The sequence below is a fragment of the Mycobacterium sp. DL440 genome, assembly GCF_011745145.1.
Classification (GTDB): domain Bacteria; phylum Actinomycetota; class Actinomycetes; order Mycobacteriales; family Mycobacteriaceae; genus Mycobacterium.
Window position 1 is genome coordinate 476,277 of record NZ_CP050191.1, and the last position, 22,080, is coordinate 498,356.

The following is a 22,080-nucleotide window of genomic DNA, read 5'->3' on the forward strand; positions in this document are numbered from 1 at the left end:
CGGGCATGACTGACGAAACCATGAGCACCGCGTGCACGATCAACGCGCCGGTCGAAACCGTCTTCGCGGTGCTGGCCGACCCGACCGCCCATCAGGCGATCGACGGCACCGGTTGGGTGCGAGAGTCGCTCGACGGCAAGCGTCTGACCGAAGTCGGCCAGATCTTCCGGATGGCGATGTACCACGACAACTACGGCGGCATGCACTACGAGATGGCCAACCGGGTCGAGGTCTTCGAGTCACCGCGCGTGATTGCGTGGCTGCCGGGCCAAGGCGCTGACGATGCCAGCCTCGAATTCGGCGGCTGGATCTGGCGCTACGACCTTGAGCCGCTCGGTGACGACCGGACCGAGGTAACCCTGACGTATGACTGGTCAGCGGTGCCGGCGGCTCTTCGCGAACACATCGAGTTCCCGCCGTTCGACCGGCAGCACCTGGACAACTCGCTCAAGCACCTGACCGGGCTGGCGCAGGATCGGGCGTAGCTGTCGGCTGAATGGAGACCAGCCGAAACGCGTCAGGCCGGGAGTCGTCGGACACGAACCGCACAATCAGGCTGTCGGGAGGGAACTTGGTGGCCAGGTCATTGAGGGATCTGGGCAGGAACACCCTGGCCTTCGCATTGCCGTACCAATTGGGGTTTGACGGGGAGGTGTCGAGGTTGCCGACCCTCTCGATCGCGGTGTCCCATTCTTGAACCGGATCCGGTGGTGCGTCGCCGAATCCCGCCGATTTCAGGTATGCATCTGCTTGTCCCGCAAGGGTAATCGCCGCACCGCCGACCACCGGCGTCCCGGTGATAGTCCCGTCGATCACGTCGGCCGTCACGGATGTCAGCCGCGCCGTGCAGACGTTGTCGACGATGCTGGGCGGCACACAGAAACCGGGCAGCGGGTTCGCGTGGGCCGAGGCGGCATTCAAGATTGCCGGTACGGCAAGTGCCGCCATGGCGGCACCGACGGCGGTCATTGCTCGGCGACGATCATTCAGCATCGGGTTAACCCCCTTCAGACGCGCTGAACTGTATGTCGGCGCGTCCGCCACGGAAGTTACAGATCGTCAGCTCTCCTCGTCGAAGTTTTCGGGCCGGCGGTGGCGATCCCGGCGGTGGCGGTCGTAGCCGTGGGTGCGAATCGGTATCGGACCGAGACCACGACACGTGCAGCGGTAGTGCGGCTCTTCACGCCAGGTGGCCCACAATTCGGACATGACGGAACCGCGGGAGTCGCCGCGCGGGGTCTCGCGTCAAACGTTCCTGCGCGGCGCCGTCGGGGCGTTGGCCGCCGGAGCAGTGTTCGGGTCGAGCCGGGCCAGTGCTGAACCGGCCGGCTGGGGCGACCTCTCGGCCGCCATCAATGGGAAAGTGGTACTCCCGGACACCGGTGGGCAATTCGCCTCGGCCAAAAGTGTTTTCAACACCAACTTCAACGGCCTGGCGCCCGCGGCCGTGGTCACCCCGGCATCGGCAGCGGACGTGCAGCGGGCGATGGCCTTCGCTGCGGCACACAACCTCAAGGTCGCTCCACGGGGCGGCGGGCACTCCTATGTGGGCGCGTCGACAGCGAACGGGACGATGGTCCTGGACCTGCGCCAACTGCCCGGAGGCATCAACTACGACGCGGCGACGGGCCAAGTCACGGTGACGCCCGCGACCGGTCTGTACGCGATCCACCAGGCGCTGGCCGCAGCCGGGCGGGGCATCCCGACGGGCACCTGCCCCACGGTCGGCGCAGCCGGACACGCCCTGGGCGGTGGGCTGGGCGCCCAGTCGCGGCATGCGGGTCTGATGTCCGATCAGTTGGTGTCGGCGACGGTGGTGCTGCCCGGCGGTGCTGGGGTCACGGCGTCGGCCAACGAGCATCCGGACCTGTACTGGGCGCTACGTGGTGGCGGTGGCGGCAATTTCGGGGTGACGACCGCGCTGACCTTCGCCACCTTCCCGATCGGCGACGTGGATGTCGTCGGCCTGCATTACCCGCTGGAGTCGTTCGCGCAGGTTCTCCTCGGGTGGCAGAACTGGCTGCGTACCGCCGACCGCAACAGCTGGGCACTGGCCGACACCATCACCGATCCGCAAGGCGCACACTGTCGCATCCTGGCGACCTGCCCGGCGGGGTCAGGCAACAGCGTGGGAGCCGCCGTGGTCAAAGCGGTGGGGCTGCAGCCGACCAACACGGAGAACCGCACGTTCAATTACCTGGACCTGGTGAAGTTTCTGGCCGCCGACAATCTCAATCCGTCGCCGCTCGGCTATGTCGGCGGGTCCGATGTCTTCCCGACGATCACCCCGGCCGCGGCTCAGGGAATCGCTGCGGCGTTCAACGCGTTCCCTGCCGGAGCCGGCCGCCCGATCGTGATCATGCATGCGCTCGACGGCGCGCTGGCCACCGTGGGGCCGGGAGACACCGCCTTTCCGTGGCGGCGGCAGTCCGCACTGGTGCAGTGGTACGTGGAAACCTCCGGTTCGCCTGCGCCGGCGGCGAACTGGCTCAACACCGCTCACCAGGCAGTGGCACAGTATTCGGCCGGTGGCTATGTGAATTACCTCGAGGCGAACCAACCGGCATCGCGGTATTTCGGTGCCAACCTCTCCCGCCTGACTGCCACCCGGCAGAAGTATGACCCGGGCCGGGTCATGTTCTCGGGCTTGAACTTCTGAGGAGAGAGGAGGCGGCATGGACGAGATGTCTCCACAGACACCGGCGGCCGCGCACCGCATCGCCTTCGACGACGAGCTCTATTACGTCGCGGCCATGCTGCACGACCTCGGTCTGACCGACCCGTTCGACAGTCACCGCGTGGAGTTCGAGGAGGCGGGCGGGGACCTGGCGTGGGTATTCGGGGTGGCGGCCGGTTGGCCTGCTGACCGGGCCGCCAGGGCAACGGAGATCATCGTGCTGTCCGTTCCGGGAATCCGCTCGCGGCCATCGGCCTAACCTCGAGGCGACAGGTCTCACCCGGCACCGCAACGAGCGAAGGAACCGAGCATGCGAGCAACCGTGATGTATGGGGCCGGCGACGTACGGGTCGAGAATGTTCCCGACCCGATCTTGAAGGAACCGACCGACGCCATAGTGCGCGTCACCCGCGCGTGCATCTGCGGCAGTGACCTGTGGCCGTACCAGTCCATGCCGCACAAGGACGGCGGCCGACGGATGGGGCACGAGTTCATCGGAATCGTCGAGGACGTCGGCGCTGACGTGTCCGGATTTCGTCGTGGCGATCTGGTGGTGGCGCCCTTCGTGTGGGCGGACAACACGTGTGACTTCTGCCAGGAGGGATTGCAGACCTCGTGCCGTCACGGCGGTGGTTGGGGCGCGCCCGGCGTCGATGCCGGCCAGGGCGAGGCCGTGCGCGTTCCGCAAGCGCAGGGGACGCTGGTGAAACTTCCGGTGGCCGAGGACTCGGCGCTCATGCCCTCCCTGCTGACGTTGTCTGACGTCTTCTGCACCGGTCACCACGGCGTGGTGACGGCCGGGGTGGGGCCGGGATCCTCGGTGACGGTCATCGGCGATGGCGCGGTGGGATTGTGCGCCGTTTTGGCCGCCAAGCGGCTGGGTGCCGAGCAGATCATCCTGAACGGGCGGCACACCGTCCGCACTGACCTCGGGCGCGAATTCGGCGCGACCGACGTCGTCGCCGAACGTGGTGATGAAGCCGTCCAGAAGATCCGTGAACTCACCGGCGGCGACGGCACCCACGCGGTGATCGAATGTGTCGGCACCGAGCCGTCGCTGGCCACCGCCCTCGACGCGGTCCGCGCGGGTGGCCGCGTCAGCCGGCTCGGGGTTTCTCAATACACCGAGGTACCAATGGGTTTCGGCACCTTCTTCCGCAACGTCACCCTCACCGGTGGCGTCGCACCGGCCCGCGCCTACATCGAGGAACTGATGCCCGATGTTCTCGACGGCACCATCGAGCCCGGGCGGGTCTTCGACCGCACCATCGGCCTCGACGACACCCCTGACGGCTACCGCGCGATGGCCGATCGGGAGGCCCTCAAGGTGTTGATCGAGCCATGACACTGCTGCTGCACGATCGCGACGACCGCGGCGTCGTCACCCTCACACTGAACCGCCCACAGGCCTTCAACACGTTGTCCGAGGCGATGCTGACCGCCTTGGGCGAGGCCATTGATGCGCTGGCCGAAGACAGGACGGTGCGGGCCGTGGTCCTCGGAGCATCCGGCAAGGCGTTCTGCGCGGGCCATGACCTCAAGGAGATGCGGGCCGAACCGTCACTGGGCTACTACGAGCAACTGTTCGAACAGTGCACAGCCGTGATGCTGTCGATCCAGCGACTTCCGGTGCCGGTGATTGCGCGGGTCCAGGGGCTTGCCACGGCAGCGGGTTGTCAGCTTGTCGCGATGTGCGACCTGGCGGTGGCGGCTGAGGACGCGCGTTTCGCGGTCAGCGGCGTCAACGTCGGGCTGTTCTGCGCAACGCCGGGAGTGGCGTTGTCGCGCAACGTGCCGCGCAAGGCCGCCTTCGAGATGCTCGTGACCGGCGAGTTCATCTCCGCTGACCAGGCTTGCGCGCTGGGGCTGGTGAACCGCGTGGCTCAGGCTGAAGCCCTGGACGACGAAATTGAGGCGCTGGTCGCGAGCATCGTGGCGAAGCCCCGTGTCGCCGTGGCGATGGGAAAAGAGTTGTTCTACCGGCAGATTGACGTCGACATCGAGTCCGCGTTTGTCGACGCGGGCACGACGATGGCCTGCAACATGATGGATCCCAGCGCCCTCGAGGGCGTCCAGGCCTTCATTGACAAGCGCCCGCCTGCTTGGCCGGGCGTCAGCGGCGCTGCAGCTCGATGACCGGGATGACGCGGTCGGTCTTGGTCTGGTACTCCCCGAATCCCGGTGCCTTCTCGACGATGCGCGGGTAGGCGGCGTCCCGCTCGGCCAGTGGCATCTCCCGAGCATGTACGTCGTAGGCGTCGGTGCCGATTTCGATGTGGGTATCGGGATGTGCGCGCAGATTGTGCAACCATGCCGGGTCGACGTCGGCGCCGGCATAGGAGCCGACGATGGCGAGTTTCCCGTCGAGGTCGAACGCCATGACCGGGTTGATTCGCTCCTTGCCGGACTTGGCCCCGGTGGTGTGCAGCAGGAGCAGCGTCGCACCCTCGAACGGGCCGCCGACCTTGCCTCCGTTGGCGCGGAACTCGGCGATGATGTTGTCATTCCAGTTGTCTGCCATGTAGTCCTTCCTACGCCGACGCATCTCGACGGTGCACTGAGATCGCGAAATCGCGGTGTGGTTCATAGCTCAGTCGTGGTGATGTGCACCGACGAGGTGAGGGTCTGATGTACCGGGCAGCGCTCGGCGATGCCCATCAGCCGTTCCCGTTGAGCGTCGTCGAGGACGCCGATCAACTCGATCTCGCGGTCGATGTGGTCCAGCATGCCCTTGGTGGTTTCGCAGTCCGCACAGTCTTTGGCATGAATACGGGAGTGCCGTAACGCTACTCGGACTTGCTCAAGCGGCCAGCCTTTGCGGTTGGCGTACATCCGCACCGTCATGGACGTGCACGCGCCCAAGCCGGCCAACACCAGATCGTAGGGATTCGGGCCGGCGTCGCTGCCCACCGGGAGGGGCTCGTCAGCGATGAGTTGGTGGCGACCGGCGGTGATCTGCTGGGTGTAGGTACCCGCGCCTGATTCGGCGACGGTCACCACACCGACCGGCGATGCGGTGTCGCGCCCGGATTCCTCAGATGTCATGCCGCGCTCCTCAGCAGGTCGACCGATGGCTTTCCCGATCGGATCGTCGCACGAGTTGCCGCCCCGAACCCGGCCGTTGCGGATCGGCGCGCGGCGAGGTTCTGGAATTGATCAAGTGATTTGGAGGCACCTTTGCGGCGCCACGCAATCCCGGTCAGTTCGCCAGGACGATATCGACGGTGGCCCCAAGCGGTCCGGATCGCCGATGATGTCGATGACGTGAATCAGCCGGTCGGATTGCCCACGTCGGCGATGCCGCGCCGGCTGACTTTCAGCCACGCGGCCTGGACTGCATCGTCGGCGTCATGCACTGAACCGAGTAGCCGGTGGGCGACCGCGCGCAGGTGGTGCCGATCCTCCTCGAATCGGGCGGCCAGGGCCTCCAGGTCGTTCACAGCGTCACCTTTCGGGCGTCGGAAACGTCATCAAGGTGAACCACCACCGCCGCAACCGAACATGGGAGACGACCATCATGACCCTACAACTCGGCACGATCGCGGCCGTGATCGTCGCGATCGCCATCGCGGCCAATGGGGCGATGGCTGTCGCGGACCTCGTCGGGGTCCGCTTCGTCCTGGCCAACTCGGCAGAAGTCGGCGTCCCGCGGACCTGGGTACCGACGCTCGGGCTGCTCAAGGGCGCGGGCGCCGTCGGACTGCTCGCGGGCCTGTTGGCTTTCCCGCCGCTGGGCGTCGCCGCCGCGATCGGGCTGATCGCGTTCTTCGTCGGCGCCCTCATCACCCACATCCGCGCGCGGGTGTTCTACAACATCGCCTTTCCCGCCGGGTTCCTCGTGCTCGCGGTGCTGGCGCTGGGCGCCTTCGCGGCAGGCTGACCCAGCCCGGCTGTGAAGTCTGCTGTGGGGCTCAGGCGCTGCGGCGGATGCCCCGCTTGAGCAAAAGCTCGCGCTCGGACTCGCTCAACCCGCCCCAGATGCCATACGGCTCGCCGACGGCGAGCGCGTGCGAGCGGCACTGGGTGATCACCGGGCAACTGCGGCACATCTCCTTGGCACGCACCTCACGCTGCGCCCGGGCGCGCCCGCGTTCGCCATCGGGATGGAAGAACACCGACGAATCGACTCCACGGCAAAGCCCCTGCATTTGCCAATCCCAGATATCCGCATTGGGTCCGGGAAGTTGCTGCGGCTGCGGCATTTGGAAAACCCCTCTCTGCTCGCCCATTTCGCCAGAAGTGGGCGGGTATGAGTCGGTGGAACCGAACTGAGCTCATGTCGCCAATGACCGCTCGTGCACACAAACTAGGGGGGCCCGATAAAGCGAGTCAATACCTCGCCGGTGTGCGAAAGGACATAACCGCAGGTCGAGAATTTACATCACGTTCATCATTGCGGCGCGGTGACTGAGACATCGGTGTTGAGGATCTGCTAGAGGTCTTCAGGTTTTCCCTGTTGGACCAGGCCGGGGCGATCTATGCAATTCCGGGCGGCCGACAGTTAGTTGACGCGCCATTAACATTCGAGCCATCAATTATTAACTAATGCTCATATCGCAAGATTTAATACCCGGTTCCGCCGGTGCCCGGTTCCCGTGGACCCCCGAAGCGCGCCGTATTGATACCGTCGCCTACCGATGACGACATCCGCACCTGCTGCCTCGATGCTGGCTGACGCTGCTTTCGGGGCCAATCCCGGCCGCTGGCCGTTGCCCAGCGCGGTCACCCCGCACGAGCGCTGGCTGCGGGCCGTCGCTGCAGGCGGGCAAGGGCGGTACGCCTGCGCGCTCACCGAGCTCGCCGCGATCCTGCGGTGCCAGGACTCCGGTCCGTTGGTCTCGCTGGCGCACAGCACCCGCGCTTCTTTTCTTCGCCAGCTGGGCGGGCACGTACGCGCTCGCAGCGCCGACGGTCAGGCGTTGGCTCACCGCGGTGATGATGACGAGGCCGCCGCCGACGCGCTCGTCGGGCTCGCCGCGGACGCCCTCGGGGTCGGTCGGTTCGGCGCATCGGCCCGACTGCTGGACCGGGCGCGTGCCGTCGATACTCCCGACGACTCGCGCCAGCGGATCCGACTGTCGTGGGTGAGTGCCGAACTGGCGATGGTTCAGGGCGATGGCTCCGCGGCGGTGCAGCATGCCCGCCGCGGTGTGGCCGCAGCAGCCGATCACCGCTCGACGCGCCACCGCATCAAATCTGAAGTCGTGCTGGCCGCGGCGCTGTGCAGCGCCGGCGAGTTCGACGCCGCCCGGGAGGTCGCCGACGTAGCACTGCTGGCCACCGAGAAATCCGGGCTGGTCCCGCTGCGCTGGGCGTTGGCCTGCGTGCTGGCCGACATCGGAAGTAGCACGCACGACGCTCCCCAAATCAGCCGGATCCGGGACCTCAGCGCCGATACAGTGCGTCGCAGAGGCGGGGTGTGGGCCGGCGCCTAAACCCGGCACCGTCCAGGGCACCGCCTCATTGATCGTTATTGTTTAGCTGAGCCAATCCGCCGCGAGTGTCGGTGCAACGTAACGCTGGAGAGATCGCCCACGATGACAAGTTCGGGAGACCGTCTCGACGTTGTCGTTGCTGAGGCAGTGGCAGGGGATCGGAACGCGCTCTCGGAAGTGCTGGAGATCATTCGGCCGATCGTCGTTCGGTATGTCAGGGCGAGGGTGGGGGCGACCGAGCGCAGTGGTCTATCAGCTGATGACGTTGCGCAGGAGGTGTGCTTGGCCGCCATTACGGCGCTGCCGCGCTACAAAGATCAGGGACGCCCGTTCCTGGCCTTTGTCTACGGCATCGCTGCGCACAAGGTTGCTGACGCGCATCGCGCGGCAGGCCGGAACCGTGCCGAGCCCACCGAGGTGGTGCCCGAGCGGTTTTCCCTTGACGCGGGGCCCGAGCAGTCCGCTCTCGACACCGAATCTTCTGAACGGATGGCCCGGCTGCTGTCCGTGCTGCCCGAGAAACAGCGCGAGATCCTGATCCTGCGTGTCGTGGTCGGGATGAGTGCCGAGGAGACCGCCGAGGCCGTCGGGAGCACTGCCGGCGCCGTGCGTGTCGCCCAGCACCGCGCACTGGCCCGGCTGAAGAACGAGATCATGGCGACGGGGCGGGACCATGCCTGACTTCGGCCGCTGGACCTCGAACGGTGGTGATCCGTCCCTCAACGAGATCAACCGGTCCGAGAAATTCATCGAGGCACTGTCCCTCGAGCATCAGGTCTACGCGACCGACCGGGAGGAAGCCGAACTGGCCGTCCTGCTGACGGGGTGGCGCGATGACGCACGCCGCACCCCGATGTCGGGTATCGCGACGCCGCGTGAGGCCGTCAAAGCGCTCGACAAGGCCACCGCGCAGGGGCGGGTGCGTTTCCCGATGGCACTGGTGGGGTCGATGGCCGCCGCCGTGCTGTGCCTCGGCGGGTTCGGGGCGGCCGTGTACGGCTCCGGTCCGGGCGATGCCCTGTACGGCGTGCGCGGACTGGTCTTCGGATCGGCGCCGGTGACGCGCGACGTGGGGGTCGAGCTGGCGTCGAGCGAGCTCAAACAGGTCCAACAGCTGATCGACGACGGGCAGTGGGATCAGGCCCAGCAGAAGTTGCAGACCATCACCACCACCGTTGCCACCATCGACGACGAGCAGCGCAAGCAGCAACTCGTCGACCAGTGGCAGCAGTTGTCGGTCAAGGTGGAGAACCGCGACCCGAACGCGACCGTGCCGCCCGATGCGCCACCGGTGGTGTTGCCGGAGGTGACGGTGACCACGACGCCGTACCCATCCGAGAGCACGCCCGGGGAGACCCCGACGTCCACACCGACGACTGGGCCTTCGACCTCGCCGACAGAGCCCAGCCCGGGTTCGGAGACGTCCACGCCATCTACGTCGCCGTCGGAGAACCCGACGTCCCAACCGACGACCACCCAGCCGTCGACCCCGTCGTCCTCGACCGCGGCACCGACGCCGTCGAGCAGTGCTGAGCCGACGACGAGCGCGCCCGCGCCGGCGACAGCTCCCTCGCAACCGGTCACACAGTCTTCGGCGACGCATACGACGTCGGCTCCGACCACCTCGGCGGCGCCGGCGGCCGAAGCACCTCCGGCGACCACGACGGTCGCGCCGTCCGTGGAGCCGACATCTGTGCCGTCAGCACCGCCGGTGCGCACGACGCCGGCCGCGCCCGCAGAGACTGGGAGTGGCGAAAGTCACGGAAGCCCGTCGGGCGGGCACAGCGGAGAGGGGCCGGCCATGCCGGCTATCGAGGTGCCCCTGTTGCCGGGGCTAGACGGCGGTCAGCGGTAGCCGTCGGTTTCCGATGTCGCCTCGTTGAGGGATGCATCGGCGTAGCCGCGGCAATAGTCCCACGTCACGTAGGCGTCGGGTTCGGGATCGTAGGCTGGCTCGTGTGGGCGCACGGTGCCGTCGACAAGTAGTTGCAGCAGGTTGGCCCGCAGCATGTCCCAGTCGTGGTAGTGGTCCTGCTGGCATTCGTCACAGCACACGACGAGGCCACGAATTCCCTTGTGCGCCAACAGTGCTTCGTAAACCGCGAGATCGGCTAGATCAGCCTCGACAGCCGTCCGTTCCTGGGGGTCCAGAGGCTGGCCCGGCTCGATCGCGTCCAGCGCAGCAGACGGATCGCAAGGATCGTCGGCAAACGGATCGGGCGGCAAACCAGGGGGGAGGTGGTCACGCACGAGTCCCACACTACGCAGCCGTACAGGTATCGCGCCAGCCGTCCTCATGCGCGCGGTGATCTGCGCCTGAGGTGCAAGGAGCGGCGACATCACTGTCAATATGCGAGCCGATAGAATCGGGTTACAAGCCCCACGCCTGCCACTGGAGGCCCCACCCATGTCGATCGCTGAAAGCAGCGTTCCCATCGCCGTACCGGTCCCCACCGGCGGCGACGATCCCACCAAGGTCGCAATGCTCGGCCTCACCTTTGATGATGTGCTGCTGCTGCCGGCTGCCTCTGATGTGGTCCCGGCCACCGCTGACACCTCGAGCCAGCTGACCCGGAACATCCGTCTGCGGGTGCCGATGGTGAGCTCCGCGATGGACACCGTCACCGAATCGCGGATGGCCATCGCGATGGCCCGCGCCGGCGGCATGGGTGTGCTGCACCGCAACCTTCCCGCCGCCGAACAGGCCGCCCAGGTGGAGACGGTGAAGCGGTCCGAGGCCGGCATGGTCACCGACCCGGTCACCTGCTCGCCGACAGACACCCTGGCCGAGGTCGACGCGAAGTGCGCCCGCTTCCGGATCTCCGGTCTACCGGTTGTGGACAGCTCGGGCGCGCTTGTCGGAATCATCACCAACCGCGACATGCGCTTCGAGGTCGACGAGAACAAGCCAGTCGCCGAGGTGATGACCAAGGTGCCGCTGATCACCGCGCAGGAAGGCGTGTCCGCCGAGGCTGCGCTGGGTCTGCTGCGCCGCCACAAGATCGAGAAGCTGCCGATCGTCGACGGCCACGGCAAGCTGACCGGCCTGATCACGGTCAAGGATTTCGTCAAGACCGAACAGTTCCCGCTGTCGACCAAGGACAGCGACGGCCGGCTGCTGGTCGGCGCCGCGGTCGGCGTCGGGGAGGACGCCTGGGCGCGGGCCATGACGCTGGTCGACGCCGGTGTCGACGTGCTGGTCGTCGACACCGCCCACGCCCACAACCGGGGCGTGCTCGACATGGTGGCGCGGGTGAAGCAGACCGTGGGCGACCGCGTCGAGGTCGTCGGCGGCAACGTCGCGACCCGTGCCGCGGCGGTTGCGCTGGTGCAGGCCGGCGCCGACGCGGTCAAGGTCGGTGTGGGCCCCGGCTCGATCTGCACCACCCGTGTGGTCGCCGGTGTCGGCGCCCCACAGATCACCGCCATCCTGGAGGCGGTGGCAGCCTGTCGCCCCTACGGCGTCCCGGTGATCGCCGACGGCGGCCTGCAGTACTCGGGGGACATCGCCAAGGCGCTGGCGGCCGGCGCATCGACGGCCATGCTGGGCTCGCTGCTGGCCGGCACCGCCGAATCACCCGGTGACCTGATCTTCGTCAACGGCAAGCAGTTCAAGAGTTACCGCGGCATGGGCTCGCTGGGTGCCATGCAGGGACGCGGCGGTGGCAAGTCCTACTCCAAGGACCGCTACTTCCAGGACGATGTGCTCTCCGAGGACAAGCTGGTGCCTGAGGGCATCGAGGGCCGGGTGCCGTTCCGCGGTCCGCTGGGATCGGTGATCCATCAGTTGACGGGCGGGTTGCGGGCGGCCATGGGTTACACCGGCTCGGCGAGCATCGAGCAGTTGCAGCAGGCGCAGTTCGTCCAGATCACGGCGGCCGGGTTGAAGGAAAGCCACCCCCACGACATCACCATGACTGTCGAGGCCCCCAACTACTACACCCGCTGAACCGGTGGGGCAGGAGACTAAGAACAGTCATGCGCGACATGGTTGAAATCGGCATGGGCAGAACCGCCCGCCGCACCTATGAGCTCGACGACGTCACGATCGTGCCCTCGCGGCGCACCCGCTCGTCGAAGGACGTCTCGACGGCCTGGCAACTCGATGCCTACCGCTTCGAGGTCCCGGTCATCGCACACCCGACCGATTCCCTGGTGTCGGTGGAGTTCGCGATCGAGATGGGTCGGCTCGGCGGGCTCGGCGTGCTCAACGGCGAGGGGCTGATCGGCCGGCATGCCAATGTCGAGGAGAAGATCGCCCAGGTGCTGGATGTCGCTGCGTCGGCACCTGACGATTCGGCCGCGATCCGGATGCTGCAGCAGTTGCATGCCGCCCCGCTGGATCCCGACTTGCTCGGCGCGGCGGTGGCCCGTATCCGTGAGGCCGGGGTGACGACCGCGGTCCGCGTCAGCCCGCAGAACGCCCAGGCGCTGACCCCGACGCTGGTGGCCGCCGGGATCGACCTGCTGGTCATCCAGGGAACCATCATCTCCGCCGAGCGGGTCGCTTCCGATGGCGAGCCGCTCAATCTCAAGACGTTCATCTCCGAACTCGACGTACCGGTGGTGGCCGGCGGCGTGCTCGACCATCGCACCGCCCTGCACCTGATGCGCACCGGCGCTGCGGGCGTGATCGTCGGCTACGGCTCCACGGCCGGTGTCACCACGAGTGACGAGGTGCTCGGCATCAGCGTGCCGATGGCCACCGCGATCGCCGACGCGGCGGCTGCCCGTCGTGAGTACCTCGACGAGACCGGCGGCCGGTACGTGCACGTGCTGGCCGACGGTGATATCCACAGCTCCGGCGACCTGGCCAAGGCGATCGCCTGTGGTGCCGACGCCGTCGTGCTGGGCACGCCGCTGGCGGTGGCTGCCGAGGCCCAGGGCGCTGGCTGGTTCTGGCCGACCGCGGCTGCGCACCCGTCGTTGCCGCGCGGTGCCCTGCTGCAGGTGGCAGTCGGGGAGCGGCCGGGCCTGGAGCAGGTGCTGACCGGGCCGTCCGATGACCCGTTCGGCTCGTTGAACCTGGTCGGCGGCCTGCGCCGGTCGATGGCCAAGGCCGGGTACTGCGATCTCAAGGAATTCCAGAAGGTGGGCCTGAGCGTCGGCTCCTGATGCCGACCTTCGCGTGGGCTCCTTTTGCCGCTTTCGCCCCCAGGGTCCACAGCCTTCTTTACAAGTTAGGGACTCCTGTCTAGAAAGTTACCTGTGGGTAGCGTCATACTGGTCACATGCAGCCTGACTATGACGTCTTGGTGATCGGTTCGGGATTCGGCGGCAGCGTCAGTGCGCTGCGGCTGACCGAGAAGGGCTATCGGGTCGGTGTGCTCGAAGCCGGCCAGCGGTTCACCGATCCGGACTTCGCCAAGACCTCCTGGGATCTGCGCAAGTTCCTCTGGGCACCGCAGTTGGGCATGTACGGCATCCAGCGCATCCACTTGCTGCGCAATGTGATGATCCTGGCCGGCGCCGGTGTCGGCGGTGGATCGCTGAACTACGCCAACACCCTGTACGTGCCGCCGGACCCGTTCTTCAACGATCCGCAGTGGAAGGACATCACCGACTGGCGGGCCGAGTTGATGCCGCACTACGACCAGGCCCAGCGGATGCTCGGGGTGGTGAAGAACCCGACCTTCACCGATGCGGACCGCATCGTCAAAGAGGTCGCCGATGACATGGGCTGCGGGGACACGTTCGTCGCCACGCCGGTCGGGGTGTTCTTCGGTCTCGACGGTGAGATGACTCCCGGCAAGACCGTGCCGGACCCCTTCTTCGGCGGAGCCGGTCCGGCCCGCACCGGGTGTATCGAGTGTGGCGAATGCATGACCGGCTGCCGCCATGGCGCCAAGAACACGCTCGTCAAGAACTACCTCGGCCTGGCGGAATCCGCTGGGGCGCAAGTGCATCCGATGACCACGGTGACGAGCTTCGAGCAGCGCGCAGACGGGCTCTGGGAGGTCACCACCGTGCGCACCGGCAGCAAGCTGCGCCGCAAGCGCAAGACGTTCACCGCGACGCACCTGGTGCTGGCCGCCGGGACGTACAACACCCAGAAGCTGCTGTTCAAGATGCGCGATACCGGAAAGCTCAACAAGCTGTCGGAGAAGCTCGGGGTGCTGACCCGTACCAACTCCGAGTCGATCGTGGGTGCCCAGACCCTCACGGTGACACCCGGCATGGATCTCACCCACGGCGTCGCGATCACCTCGTCGATCCACCCCACCGCTGACACTCACGTGGAACCGGTGCGGTACGGCAAGGGCTCCAATGCCATGGGCCTGTTGCAGACGCTGATGACCGACGGCACCGGGCCGCAGGGCACCGACGTGCCCCGCTGGCGGCAGTTCCTCGATCAGGGCCGCCAGGATCCGGGCAAGCTGATCCGCCTCCTGAACCCGCAGCGGTGGAGTGAGCGCACGGTGATCGCGCTGGTGATGCAGCACCTGGACAACTCGATCACCACATTCACCAAGCGTGGCCCCGGCGGCAAGCGCGTGATGTCGTCCAAGCAAGGACACGGCGAGCCGAACCCGACCTGGATCCCGGTCGGCAACGAGGTGACCCGCCGGATGGCCGCCAAGATCGACGGCGTGGCCGGTGGCACCTGGGGTGAGCTGTTCAACATCCCGCTCACCGCACACTTCCTCGGCGGCGCAGCCATCGGCGACAGTGCCGAGCACGGCGTCATCGACCCGTATCAGCGCGTGTACAACTACCCGACGCTGTATGTCATGGACGGCGCGGCGATCTCGGCGAACCTCGGGGTGAATCCGTCGCTGTCGATCACCGCGCAGGCCGAACGCGCGGCGTCGCTGTGGCCGAACAACGGGCAGAACGACCAGCGGCCGGGTCAGAACGAGCCGTACCGGAAACTGGCTCCGATCGCTCCCGAGCGTCCCGTGGTGCCGGCCGACGCGCCCGCCGGGCTGCGGCGGCTGCCCATCGAACCGGTCAACTCAGGCGGTTAGCACCCGCCCGATTCCGGGTATTTAACCCTCGCCAGGGCGAGGCCCGGGCCGGAGGGTGTGACGATGCGCGAGGCGTTCCACGACGAGTTGGCTGCGCTGTGCAACCAGCTTGCAGAGATGTGTGGGCTGGTGATCAGCGTCTACGGCGGCCGCATCGAGGAGTCGGCATTTCGGCTTCTGGTTTTGCAGCAGCCGGTGGCCAGCGAGCTGCGCATGGTGGTCGGATCGATGCACATCGCGGCCGATCTCGACCGGATGGGTGCACTCGCGGTCCACGTCGCCGACATCTCCCGGCTCCGTCATCCCGATTGCGCCCTGCCGGACGAGGTGCGCACGAGCTTCACCGAGATGGGTGTGCAGGCAGTGGCGTTGGCGCAGACCGCCCAGGACGTGCTGGTGTCGCGGGACCCCGACGTCGCCGCGCGCCTGCGTGACGAGGACGACGCCGTCGACGCTGAGCACCGTCACTTGTTCACCCTGCTGTTGGACCGTCAGTGGGATGACGGGGTGTGCTCGGCGGTCGACGTCGCATTGCTGGGCCGCTACTACGAGCGGTTCGCCGATCACGCGGTCGAGATCGGCAAGCGGGTGATCTTCGAGGCGACGGGCGGCCGGCCCGAGCACAAGAAGCTGGCCTGAGCGGTTAATGCCCGTCGGGAGTGGATTCCAGCAGGGCGGTGAACAGCCGGGTCAGCGTGTCGATGTCGATCGTGCCCGGTTGGAGCACCTCTTCGGTGGCAATCCCCGAGATGATCGTGACCACCAATTGCGCCAGTGCCGACAGCTGCTTCCCTGGCAGTGACGTGCCGGCCTGTTCGACGATCCGCAGGGCTTGATCGGCGGCCGTGCGGCGCCTGGCCACCAGGCGTTCACGCAACTCGGGATCGCGTACCGCGCGCAGCCAGTACTCGATCAGCACGATCTGGTACTCGTTCTGATCGTGGATTGAGTCCAGGGTTGCGCGGCTCAGTGCTGCGGCGATCGCGGCGGTGTCACCGTGCCCCCTGTCGAGCGCGGTGGCGATCAGGGCGCCGCGGCTCTCGAACTGCCGGTCCAGTAGGGCCAGGAACAACTCGTCTTTGGATTCGAAGTTGGAGTACACCGCGCCCTTGGTGAATCCCGCGGCGTGACCGATGGCGTCGATGGTGGCGCCGGCGAAGCCTTCGGCCGCGAAAACCGTCAGTGCGGCATCCAGGATCCGGTCGCGAACCTCGTCGCGTGTGGGGCGGATGCGTGCCGGTTTGACAGCAGTCATGACCAACACAATACTCGCTAGTATCGAATGGATACCAGTGAGTATCGAAAGGTCGGAGATGGAAGACAAGGACGACGTCGCGGACACCGGGGAGACCCAGGTCGCCGCGCCGCAGATCTCCACAGCCGGGCTTGGGGTTGACGGCGAGCACGGGCCGCTGTTCTCCGGCATCGACTTGGAGCTCACACCGGGATTTCACGCCATCCAGATGCCCGGGGGCTGGGGCCAGACCGCTCTGCTGCTGACCCTGGCCGGACGCCTGGCGCCCACCCACGGCACCGTGACGGTCTGCGGCGAGACTCGGCCCCGCGACATTCGACGGCACTGCGCGATCGCGGCCTTCGCCGACATCGACGAACTCGAAGACTCGGTCACCGTGCAGACGGTGCTCGCCGAGCAACGCCGATGGCTGGCCCCGTGGTATCGGCGGGTGCCGGCCGAAGCCGGCGAGTCCGCACTACGTGAGGTGTTCGGCGACCTGACGCCGCCCGCACCGGAGACCTACAACAGCGAACTGTCCGACCTCGACCTGTTTCTGCTGAAGGTCACCCTGGCACTGTTCTCGAATCGCCCGATCCTCGTGGTCGGAGATCTCGAACAGGTCAGGGACAACTGCCGGCGCGCAATCGCGGTCGAGCGGCTCGGTGCCATCGCCACCCAGCGCAGTGTCGTTGTCGGAGTGACCAATCCGCTCGGCCACGAAGCTCCCGGCCACGATCTGCACGACCACCGCATCCTGACCGGAAAGAACTGACATGTTGGCTGGACTCACCGACCTGGTTGCGGGCTCGGAAATCAAACGCTTCGGCCGCAGCCGGATGACCCGGGCTGCGATCGTGGTGCTGATGCTGCTGCCGCTCGTCTACGGCGCGCTGTATCTCTGGGCCTACTGGGATCCCTTCGGTCAGGTCGACAAAATGCCGGTGGCACTGGTCAATTCGGACCGGGGAGCGGTGGTGTCGGGACAGCAGGTCAATGTCGGCGCTGAGATCGCCAAGAGCCTGACCGACGATGCCAGCCTGAACTGGCATGTGGTGGATGAGGAAGAGGCACGCAACGGCGTCGACCACGGCACGTACTACTTCATGCTTGAACTGCCGCCGGATTTCAGTGAGGCGATCGCATCACCGCTGACCGGGAAGCCCAAACAGGCCAACTTGAATGCGGTCTACAACGACGCCAACAACTACATCTCGTCGAACATCGGCCGCACCGCGATCGATCAGGTGCTCAACGCGGTGTCGACGCGGATCTCGGGCCAGGCGGTCAACCAGGTGCTCTCGGTCGTGGTCAGCTCCGGCGCCGGGATCAAGCAGGCCGCCGACGGCGCGGCCCAACTCGCCGACGGGGCAGTGAAAGTCGATGACGGCGCCGGTCAGCTGGCCGCCGGCCTGCACACTGCGCGGTCCGGCTCGGCGCAGCTGGCCACCGGCGCCAAGCAACTCTCCGATGGGATCAACAAGGCCACCGATCCGCTGGTCGCGGTGACCTCGGCGCTGTCGAAGATCGGTGGCGACACTCAGAAACTGGAAGACGGCACCGTCGCGCTGCGTCAGGCCAATGACCAGATCGGTGCCATCACCGGGGCGCAGGATTCCGCCGCGACCGCGTTGACGTCGGTGATCGACCAGCTCTCGACCAGCCCCGATCCGATCGCCAACAATGCCGCCGGAACTCTGCGCGGGGTGGCGGATGATCTTCGGTCCCACCAGTTCACGCCGCAGATTCGCCAGCAGCTCACCGACGCCGAAAACGCGGCGATCTCGATGACCTCGTCGCTGCGTAACCCCGGCAGCCCGCTGAACTCCGCGCTCGATCAGGTGGGCAGCAAGAACTCTGATCTCAATGCCAAGCTGAACCAGCTGCGCGGCGGAGCGCAGCAGCTCGCCTCGGGCAACGCCGAATTAGCCAGTGGCATTGCCAAACTCGACACGGGTGCCGGCCAGCTGAAATCCGGCACCACCCAGTTGCGAAGCGGGTCGGCTGAGTTGGCGACGAAGCTCGCCGACGGCGCCGGCCAGGTGCCGGAATGGACGCCCGCGCAGAAGGACGCGATCGCCGACACCATCGGCGGCCCGGTTCACCTGCAGAACTCTGCCGAGAACTCCGCACCCAACTTCGGCACCGGGATGGCACCGTTCTTCATCACGCTCGCCCTGTTCTTCGGTGCACTGGTGCTGTGGATGGTGTTGCGCCCGTTGCAGAACCGACCGATCGCCGCGGAGGTGCTGGCGATCCGGGTGGTGCTCGCCAGCTACCTGCCCGCCGCGGTCATCGGCGTGTTCCAGGCGATCATCCTGTACTGCGTGGTGCGGTTCGCGCTCGGCATGCAGGTGGTGCATCCGGTCGCGATGCTGGGCTTCATGATCCTGGTGTCATGCGCCTTTGTGGCCGCGACACAGGCGATCAACGCCTTCGTCGGCCCCGCGGTGGGTCGGGTGCTGCTGATGGCCCTGCTCATGCTGCAGTTGGTCAGCGCCGGCGGGATGTACCCGGTGGAAACCACGTCACGGCCGTTCCAGATGTTCCACAACTACGACCCGATGACATACGGCGTCAACGGATTACGTCAGCTCATCCTCGGCGGCATCGATCACCGGCTCTGGCAGGCGATCATCGCGTTGCTGCTGATCTGGGCCGGTGCCCTGAGCATCTCGGCGCTGTCGGCCAGGCGCAACCGGATGTGGAACATGACCAGGCTGATGCCCGCGATCAAGATGTGATCAATTCGGCCGCGTCGCCGAGGCCGCGGCTGCGCTGGCCGTGCACGTCGACGGGTACGTCACCGGTCAGGGTGACGCGGTGCATGACCCGGCGCTGATCGTCGTAGTCGTCCACAGCGCGGTGCTGGGTGGCCCGGTTGTCCCAGATCGCTACATCGCCGGGAGCCCAATTCCACCGGATGGTGTTCTCTGGCATGGTGATCCGTCGTTGGATCAGATCCAGCAAGGTGGCGGATTCATGGCTGTCCAGGCCGAGGAACCCGCGGACGAAGTCCCCGGCCAGCAGGGTGCGCTCACCGGTCTCGGGGTGCACCCGCACCACGGGATGCTCGGTGCGGAAGTCGGGCTTCATGAATGCGGCGTGCATCTCGCGTTCCTCTTCGGTCAACGCGATCACCGGCGCCGCAGCATAGTCGAATCGGTTGCTGTGCAACGCCCGGAGATTCTCGGCGAGTTGTTTGAGCGGCTTGGGGAGCGCGTCGTACGCGGCGGCGGTTGACGCCCACAGGGTGGAGCCGCCGTAGCTGGGTAGCGTGACCGCGCGCAGGATCGACGCCGCGGGATAGTTCGGGACGAACGTGACATCGGTATGCCAGCGGGTCGCCTTCGCGTACTCGGAGTCGATCGGCGTGATGATCGGGGCGTCGGCCTGCTTGAGCGCATGGTGGCCGACGGGGGTGCCGAGCAGTCGGGCGAATGCATGTTGTCCTTCGTCGGTCAGATGGTGCTGGCCGCCGAAGAAGATCACCTTGTGCTCGAGTAGTGCGCGCCGGATCTCGGCGACCGTGCCCTCATCGAGATCCCCGCCCAACTGCACGCCGTCGATGCGGGCACCGATACGGCTACCGAGCTTGGTGGCGGTGAGGCGAGCGGTGGTGGAAGCAGTCATCGGCGTGTCCTTTGTCCTGGTGGGAACATGTGTAGTCAGGCGACTACACTCTGTATGTGAGCTAGTGTAACCACATGACTACACCGACGCCACCGGGCAAGGATGCGGCCGGTCCGGTCGGCAAGGACGAGGTGGTCGCGGCCGCATTGTCGGCCGCCGCGGATCTGTTCGCCGAACAGGGACCGGCGGCCACGTCGATCCGCGACATCGCGGCCAAGTCCCAGGTCAACCACGGGCTCATCTACCGGCACTTCGGCACCAAGGATCAGTTGGTCGGCGCGGTACTCGATCACCTCGGCGCCCGACTCACCGCGCTGTTGGACGCTGGCGGCCCCGCCGACGAGATCGAGCAGGCCATGGACCAACACATGCGGTTGATGGCCAGGGCGCTGCTCGACGATTACCCCGTGGGACGACTGCAGACCCGGTTTCCGGGCGTCACGAGGCTCCTCGGGCAGGCGTTGCCGCGCTTCGAGGACGAACGCAGCGGACGACTGGCCGTCGTTAACGCCGTTGCCCTGCAACTGGGTTGGCGACTGTTCGAGCCATTCTTGAAGTCGGCGGCCGGCCTGGACTCGATCAGCGAAGACGAAGCGCGCGCTGCGGTCAGCGCCGAGATCGCCCGGATCCTCGACCCCGGCACCGCAGCGGATGGGTTAACTGAGACTGACGCTCCGGCCTAATTGCCGCTAACCGCGGCCGCGACCTTCTCGCCGAGCTGTTTGTCGACGTTCTTCCAGTATTCGAAGGCCCGCTCCAACACGTGCTCGGAGACCCCCTTCGACAGGTGCCCGGCGATGTTGGAAACCAGCCGGGCGCGCGCCGCGTCGTCGAGCACGTCACGCACCATCGTTCCGGCCTGGCCCCAGTCATCGTCCTCGGCGTGCAGCGTGTAGGCGGTGCGAACCATGTCGCCGTCGGCGTGCCACAGCGACTCGCCGGTGCGCGCCGGATCAGCCTGGGGCCCACCGTATGAGTTCGGGGCGTACACCGGGTCGGACACATTCTTCATCCGCATGGCGCCGTCTTTCGAGTAGCTGTTCACCTCCACCTTCGGCGCGTTCACCGGGATCTGTTTGTAATTGCTGCCGAGCCGGTGGCGGTGGGCGTCGGCGTAGGCGAAGTCGCGGGCCAACAGCATCTTGTCCGGGCTCAGGCCGGTCCCCGGAACGCGATTGTTCGGTTCGAACGCGGCCTGCTCGATCTCGGCGTGGTAGTCCTCGACATTGCGGTCCAGCCGTAGCGTGCCGACGTCGATCAGCGGATAGTCGCCGTGCGGCCAGACCTTGGTCAGGTCGAATGGGTTGAACCGATAGTCCTTGGCCTCCTCGAACGGCATGATCTGGACCTTCAACGACCACGTCGGGTAATCGCCATGCTCGATCGCGGCGTACAGGTCACGTTGATGGGCATCGCCGTCGATGCCGGCCATCTCGTCACCCTCCTGCTGGGTGAGGAACTCGACGCCCTGGTCGGTCTTGAAGTGGTACTTCACCCAGAAGATCTCTCCAGCGGCGTTGATCCAGCTGTACGTGTGGCTGGAGTAGCCGTTCATGTGGCGCCAGTCGCGGGGGATGCCGCGATCGCCCATCAGCCACGTCACCTGGTGTGCGGATTCCGGGGACAGCGTCCAGAAATCCCATTGCATGTCGTGGTCACGCAGGTTGTTGGCGGCACGGCGCTTCTGGGATCGGATGAAGTGCTGGAACTTCAGCGGGTCGCGCATGAAGAACACCGGGGTGTTGTTGCCGACCATGTCGAAGTTGCCCTCGGTGGTGTAGAACTTGGTCGCAAATCCGCGGGGGTCACGCCAGGTATCTGGGCTCCCGCGCTCACCCGCCACGGTCGAGAAGCGGGTCAGGGTCTCGGTTTTGACGCCCGGCTGGAACAGTGCGGCCTTGGTGTAGGCGCTGACGTCGCTGGTCACCTCGAAGTGACCAAATGCGCCGCCGCCTTTCGCGTGCGGCTGACGCTCCGGGATGCGCTCCCGGTTGAACATCGCCATCTGCTCGATCAGGTAGTGATCCTGCAGCAGGATCGGCCCGTCCGGACCGATCGTCAATGAATGTTCGTCGCTGTACACCGGGATTCCGGCGTCGGTGGTTGTCGGCTTGGGCTGGGTACCGGTCACCC

Annotated in this window: 25 protein-coding genes and 1 pseudogene; 16 read left to right on the forward strand and 10 right to left on the reverse strand. The window is 66.6% G+C overall.

All coding sequences use genetic code 11. From position 1 onward, the window contains the following. The first annotated feature begins 5 nt into the window (after positions 1-5). Positions 6-485: an SRPBCC family protein gene (locus tag HBE63_RS02350; protein WP_166902940.1), complete on the forward strand. Its 480-nt coding sequence runs from the start codon at positions 6-8 to the stop codon at positions 483-485. On the opposite strand, the gene HBE63_RS02355 is transcribed toward HBE63_RS02350, so the two are convergent. Together HBE63_RS02355 and HBE63_RS02360 are read right to left on the reverse strand one after the other, a co-directional pair. Continuing rightward, a complete protein-coding gene (locus tag HBE63_RS02355) occupies positions 448-1,044 on the reverse strand; it encodes a hypothetical protein (protein WP_243858462.1) in 597 nt (198 codons plus the stop codon). The two genes, HBE63_RS02350 and HBE63_RS02355, sit on opposite strands and share 38 nt — an antisense overlap. A 15-nt stretch (positions 1,045-1,059) precedes the next feature. Further along, positions 1,060-1,209 (reverse strand): hypothetical protein, encoded by a 150-nt coding sequence (locus HBE63_RS02360; RefSeq protein WP_166902942.1) that lies wholly within the window; start codon positions 1,207-1,209, stop codon positions 1,060-1,062. Here HBE63_RS02360 and HBE63_RS02365 point away from each other — a divergent pair. From HBE63_RS02365 to HBE63_RS02380, 4 genes are read left to right on the forward strand one after another with little or no spacing between them, the layout of a single operon-like run. Then, on the forward strand, positions 1,208-2,659 hold the full coding sequence (locus HBE63_RS02365) for an FAD-binding oxidoreductase (protein ID WP_166902944.1): 1,452 nt from the start codon (positions 1,208-1,210) through the stop codon (positions 2,657-2,659). The two genes, HBE63_RS02360 and HBE63_RS02365, sit on opposite strands and share 2 nt — an antisense overlap. Before the next feature lie 16 nt (positions 2,660-2,675). Continuing rightward, entirely contained in the window at positions 2,676-2,936 is a 261-nt protein-coding gene (locus tag HBE63_RS02370) for a hypothetical protein (RefSeq protein ID WP_208301283.1), read from the forward strand. Positions 2,937-2,987: 51 nt separating this feature from the next. After that, positions 2,988-4,022, forward strand: coding sequence for a zinc-dependent alcohol dehydrogenase family protein (locus HBE63_RS02375; RefSeq protein ID WP_166902946.1), 1,035 nt, complete (start codon positions 2,988-2,990; stop codon positions 4,020-4,022). After that, entirely contained in the window at positions 4,019-4,813 is a 795-nt protein-coding gene (locus HBE63_RS02380; protein WP_166902948.1) for an enoyl-CoA hydratase, read from the forward strand. Before HBE63_RS02375 ends, HBE63_RS02380 begins: the two co-directional genes overlap by 4 nt. Here the strand turns inward: HBE63_RS02380 and HBE63_RS02385 are convergent. From HBE63_RS02385 to HBE63_RS02395, 3 genes and pseudogenes are all read right to left on the reverse strand, one after another. Then, positions 4,791-5,198 carry a nitroreductase family deazaflavin-dependent oxidoreductase gene (locus HBE63_RS02385; protein WP_208301284.1) on the reverse strand — a complete coding sequence of 136 codons (408 nt, stop codon included), beginning with the start codon at positions 5,196-5,198 and terminating at the stop codon, positions 4,791-4,793. The two genes, HBE63_RS02380 and HBE63_RS02385, sit on opposite strands and share 23 nt — an antisense overlap. Before the next feature lie 62 nt (positions 5,199-5,260). Then, positions 5,261-5,722, reverse strand: coding sequence for an OsmC family protein (locus HBE63_RS02390; RefSeq protein WP_166902952.1), 462 nt, complete (start codon positions 5,720-5,722; stop codon positions 5,261-5,263). Positions 5,723-5,949: 227 nt separating this feature from the next. Next, positions 5,950-6,117: pseudogene (locus HBE63_RS02395) on the reverse strand (sigma factor); the annotation flags it as partial. Positions 6,118-6,194: 77 nt separating this feature from the next. Here HBE63_RS02395 and HBE63_RS02400 point away from each other — a divergent pair. After that, positions 6,195-6,557: a DoxX family protein gene (locus HBE63_RS02400; RefSeq protein WP_166902954.1), complete on the forward strand. Its 363-nt coding sequence runs from the start codon at positions 6,195-6,197 to the stop codon at positions 6,555-6,557. Between the two features lie 31 nt (positions 6,558-6,588). Here HBE63_RS02400 and HBE63_RS02405 read toward each other — a convergent pair whose 3' ends face one another. After that, the gene (locus HBE63_RS02405) at positions 6,589-6,879 is read right to left on the reverse strand and encodes a WhiB family transcriptional regulator (RefSeq protein ID WP_163663981.1); all 291 of its coding nucleotides are present in this window, start codon (positions 6,877-6,879) and stop codon (positions 6,589-6,591) included. Positions 6,880-7,314: 435 nt separating this feature from the next. Between HBE63_RS02405 and HBE63_RS02410 the strand changes: the two genes are divergently transcribed. From HBE63_RS02410 to HBE63_RS02420, 3 genes are all read left to right on the forward strand, one after another. After that, the gene (locus HBE63_RS02410; RefSeq protein WP_166902956.1) at positions 7,315-8,112 is read left to right on the forward strand and encodes a hypothetical protein; all 798 of its coding nucleotides are present in this window, start codon (positions 7,315-7,317) and stop codon (positions 8,110-8,112) included. A 102-nt stretch (positions 8,113-8,214) separates the two neighbouring features. After that, entirely contained in the window at positions 8,215-8,793 is a 579-nt protein-coding gene (locus HBE63_RS02415) for a sigma-70 family RNA polymerase sigma factor (RefSeq protein WP_166902958.1), read from the forward strand. Further along, positions 8,786-9,967 (forward strand): anti-sigma-D factor RsdA, encoded by a 1,182-nt coding sequence (locus HBE63_RS02420; RefSeq protein ID WP_166902960.1) that lies wholly within the window; start codon positions 8,786-8,788, stop codon positions 9,965-9,967. The genes HBE63_RS02415 and HBE63_RS02420 overlap by 8 nt, the downstream gene beginning before the upstream one ends. Here HBE63_RS02420 and HBE63_RS02425 read toward each other — a convergent pair. Beyond that, positions 9,958-10,362, reverse strand: a complete 405-nt coding sequence (locus HBE63_RS02425; protein WP_069404784.1) for a DUF5319 domain-containing protein — start codon at positions 10,360-10,362, stop codon at positions 9,958-9,960. The two genes, HBE63_RS02420 and HBE63_RS02425, sit on opposite strands and share 10 nt — an antisense overlap. Before the next feature lie 157 nt (positions 10,363-10,519). Here HBE63_RS02425 and guaB point away from each other — a divergent pair, with 157 nt between their 5' ends. From guaB to HBE63_RS02445, 4 genes are all read left to right on the forward strand, one after another. Further along, positions 10,520-12,061 carry an IMP dehydrogenase gene (gene guaB, locus HBE63_RS02430; RefSeq protein ID WP_166902962.1) on the forward strand — a complete coding sequence of 514 codons (1,542 nt, stop codon included), beginning with the start codon at positions 10,520-10,522 and terminating at the stop codon, positions 12,059-12,061. A 38-nt stretch (positions 12,062-12,099) separates the two neighbouring features. Beyond that, complete coding sequence (locus HBE63_RS02435; protein ID WP_208301395.1) at positions 12,100-13,227, forward strand: GuaB3 family IMP dehydrogenase-related protein; 1,128 nt, start codon at positions 12,100-12,102, stop codon at positions 13,225-13,227. Positions 13,228-13,343: 116 nt separating this feature from the next. Further along, the gene (locus HBE63_RS02440) at positions 13,344-15,080 is read left to right on the forward strand and encodes a GMC family oxidoreductase (protein ID WP_166902964.1); all 1,737 of its coding nucleotides are present in this window, start codon (positions 13,344-13,346) and stop codon (positions 15,078-15,080) included. 117 nt (positions 15,081-15,197) lie between these two features. Then, positions 15,198-15,719, forward strand: a complete 522-nt coding sequence (locus HBE63_RS02445; RefSeq protein ID WP_371815077.1) for a phosphate uptake regulator PhoU — start codon at positions 15,198-15,200, stop codon at positions 15,717-15,719. 4 nt (positions 15,720-15,723) lie between these two features. Here HBE63_RS02445 and HBE63_RS02450 read toward each other — a convergent pair whose 3' ends face one another. Continuing rightward, entirely contained in the window at positions 15,724-16,335 is a 612-nt protein-coding gene (locus HBE63_RS02450) for a TetR/AcrR family transcriptional regulator (RefSeq protein WP_371814904.1), read from the reverse strand. 58 nt (positions 16,336-16,393) lie between these two features. Between HBE63_RS02450 and HBE63_RS02455 the strand changes: the two genes are divergently transcribed. Together HBE63_RS02455 and HBE63_RS02460 are read left to right on the forward strand one after the other, a co-directional pair. Continuing rightward, positions 16,394-17,089, forward strand: a complete 696-nt coding sequence (locus HBE63_RS02455) for a hypothetical protein (RefSeq protein ID WP_166902968.1) — start codon at positions 16,394-16,396, stop codon at positions 17,087-17,089. Between the two features lies 1 nt (position 17,090). Then, positions 17,091-19,058 carry a YhgE/Pip domain-containing protein gene (locus tag HBE63_RS02460; protein WP_166902969.1) on the forward strand — a complete coding sequence of 656 codons (1,968 nt, stop codon included), beginning with the start codon at positions 17,091-17,093 and terminating at the stop codon, positions 19,056-19,058. Here HBE63_RS02460 and HBE63_RS02465 read toward each other — a convergent pair. Beyond that, positions 19,048-19,947, reverse strand: a complete 900-nt coding sequence (locus HBE63_RS02465; RefSeq protein ID WP_166902971.1) for a TauD/TfdA family dioxygenase — start codon at positions 19,945-19,947, stop codon at positions 19,048-19,050. The two genes, HBE63_RS02460 and HBE63_RS02465, sit on opposite strands and share 11 nt — an antisense overlap. A gap of 74 nt (positions 19,948-20,021) precedes the next feature. On the opposite strand from HBE63_RS02465, the gene HBE63_RS02470 reads away from it, so the two are divergent. After that, on the forward strand, positions 20,022-20,630 hold the full coding sequence (locus tag HBE63_RS02470; RefSeq protein WP_166902973.1) for a TetR/AcrR family transcriptional regulator: 609 nt from the start codon (positions 20,022-20,024) through the stop codon (positions 20,628-20,630). Here HBE63_RS02470 and HBE63_RS02475 read toward each other — a convergent pair. Beyond that, positions 20,627-22,078, reverse strand: coding sequence for a catalase (locus HBE63_RS02475; protein WP_166902975.1), 1,452 nt, complete (start codon positions 22,076-22,078; stop codon positions 20,627-20,629). The genes HBE63_RS02470 and HBE63_RS02475 overlap by 4 nt on opposite strands. Between the last annotated feature and the right edge of the window lie 2 nt (positions 22,079-22,080).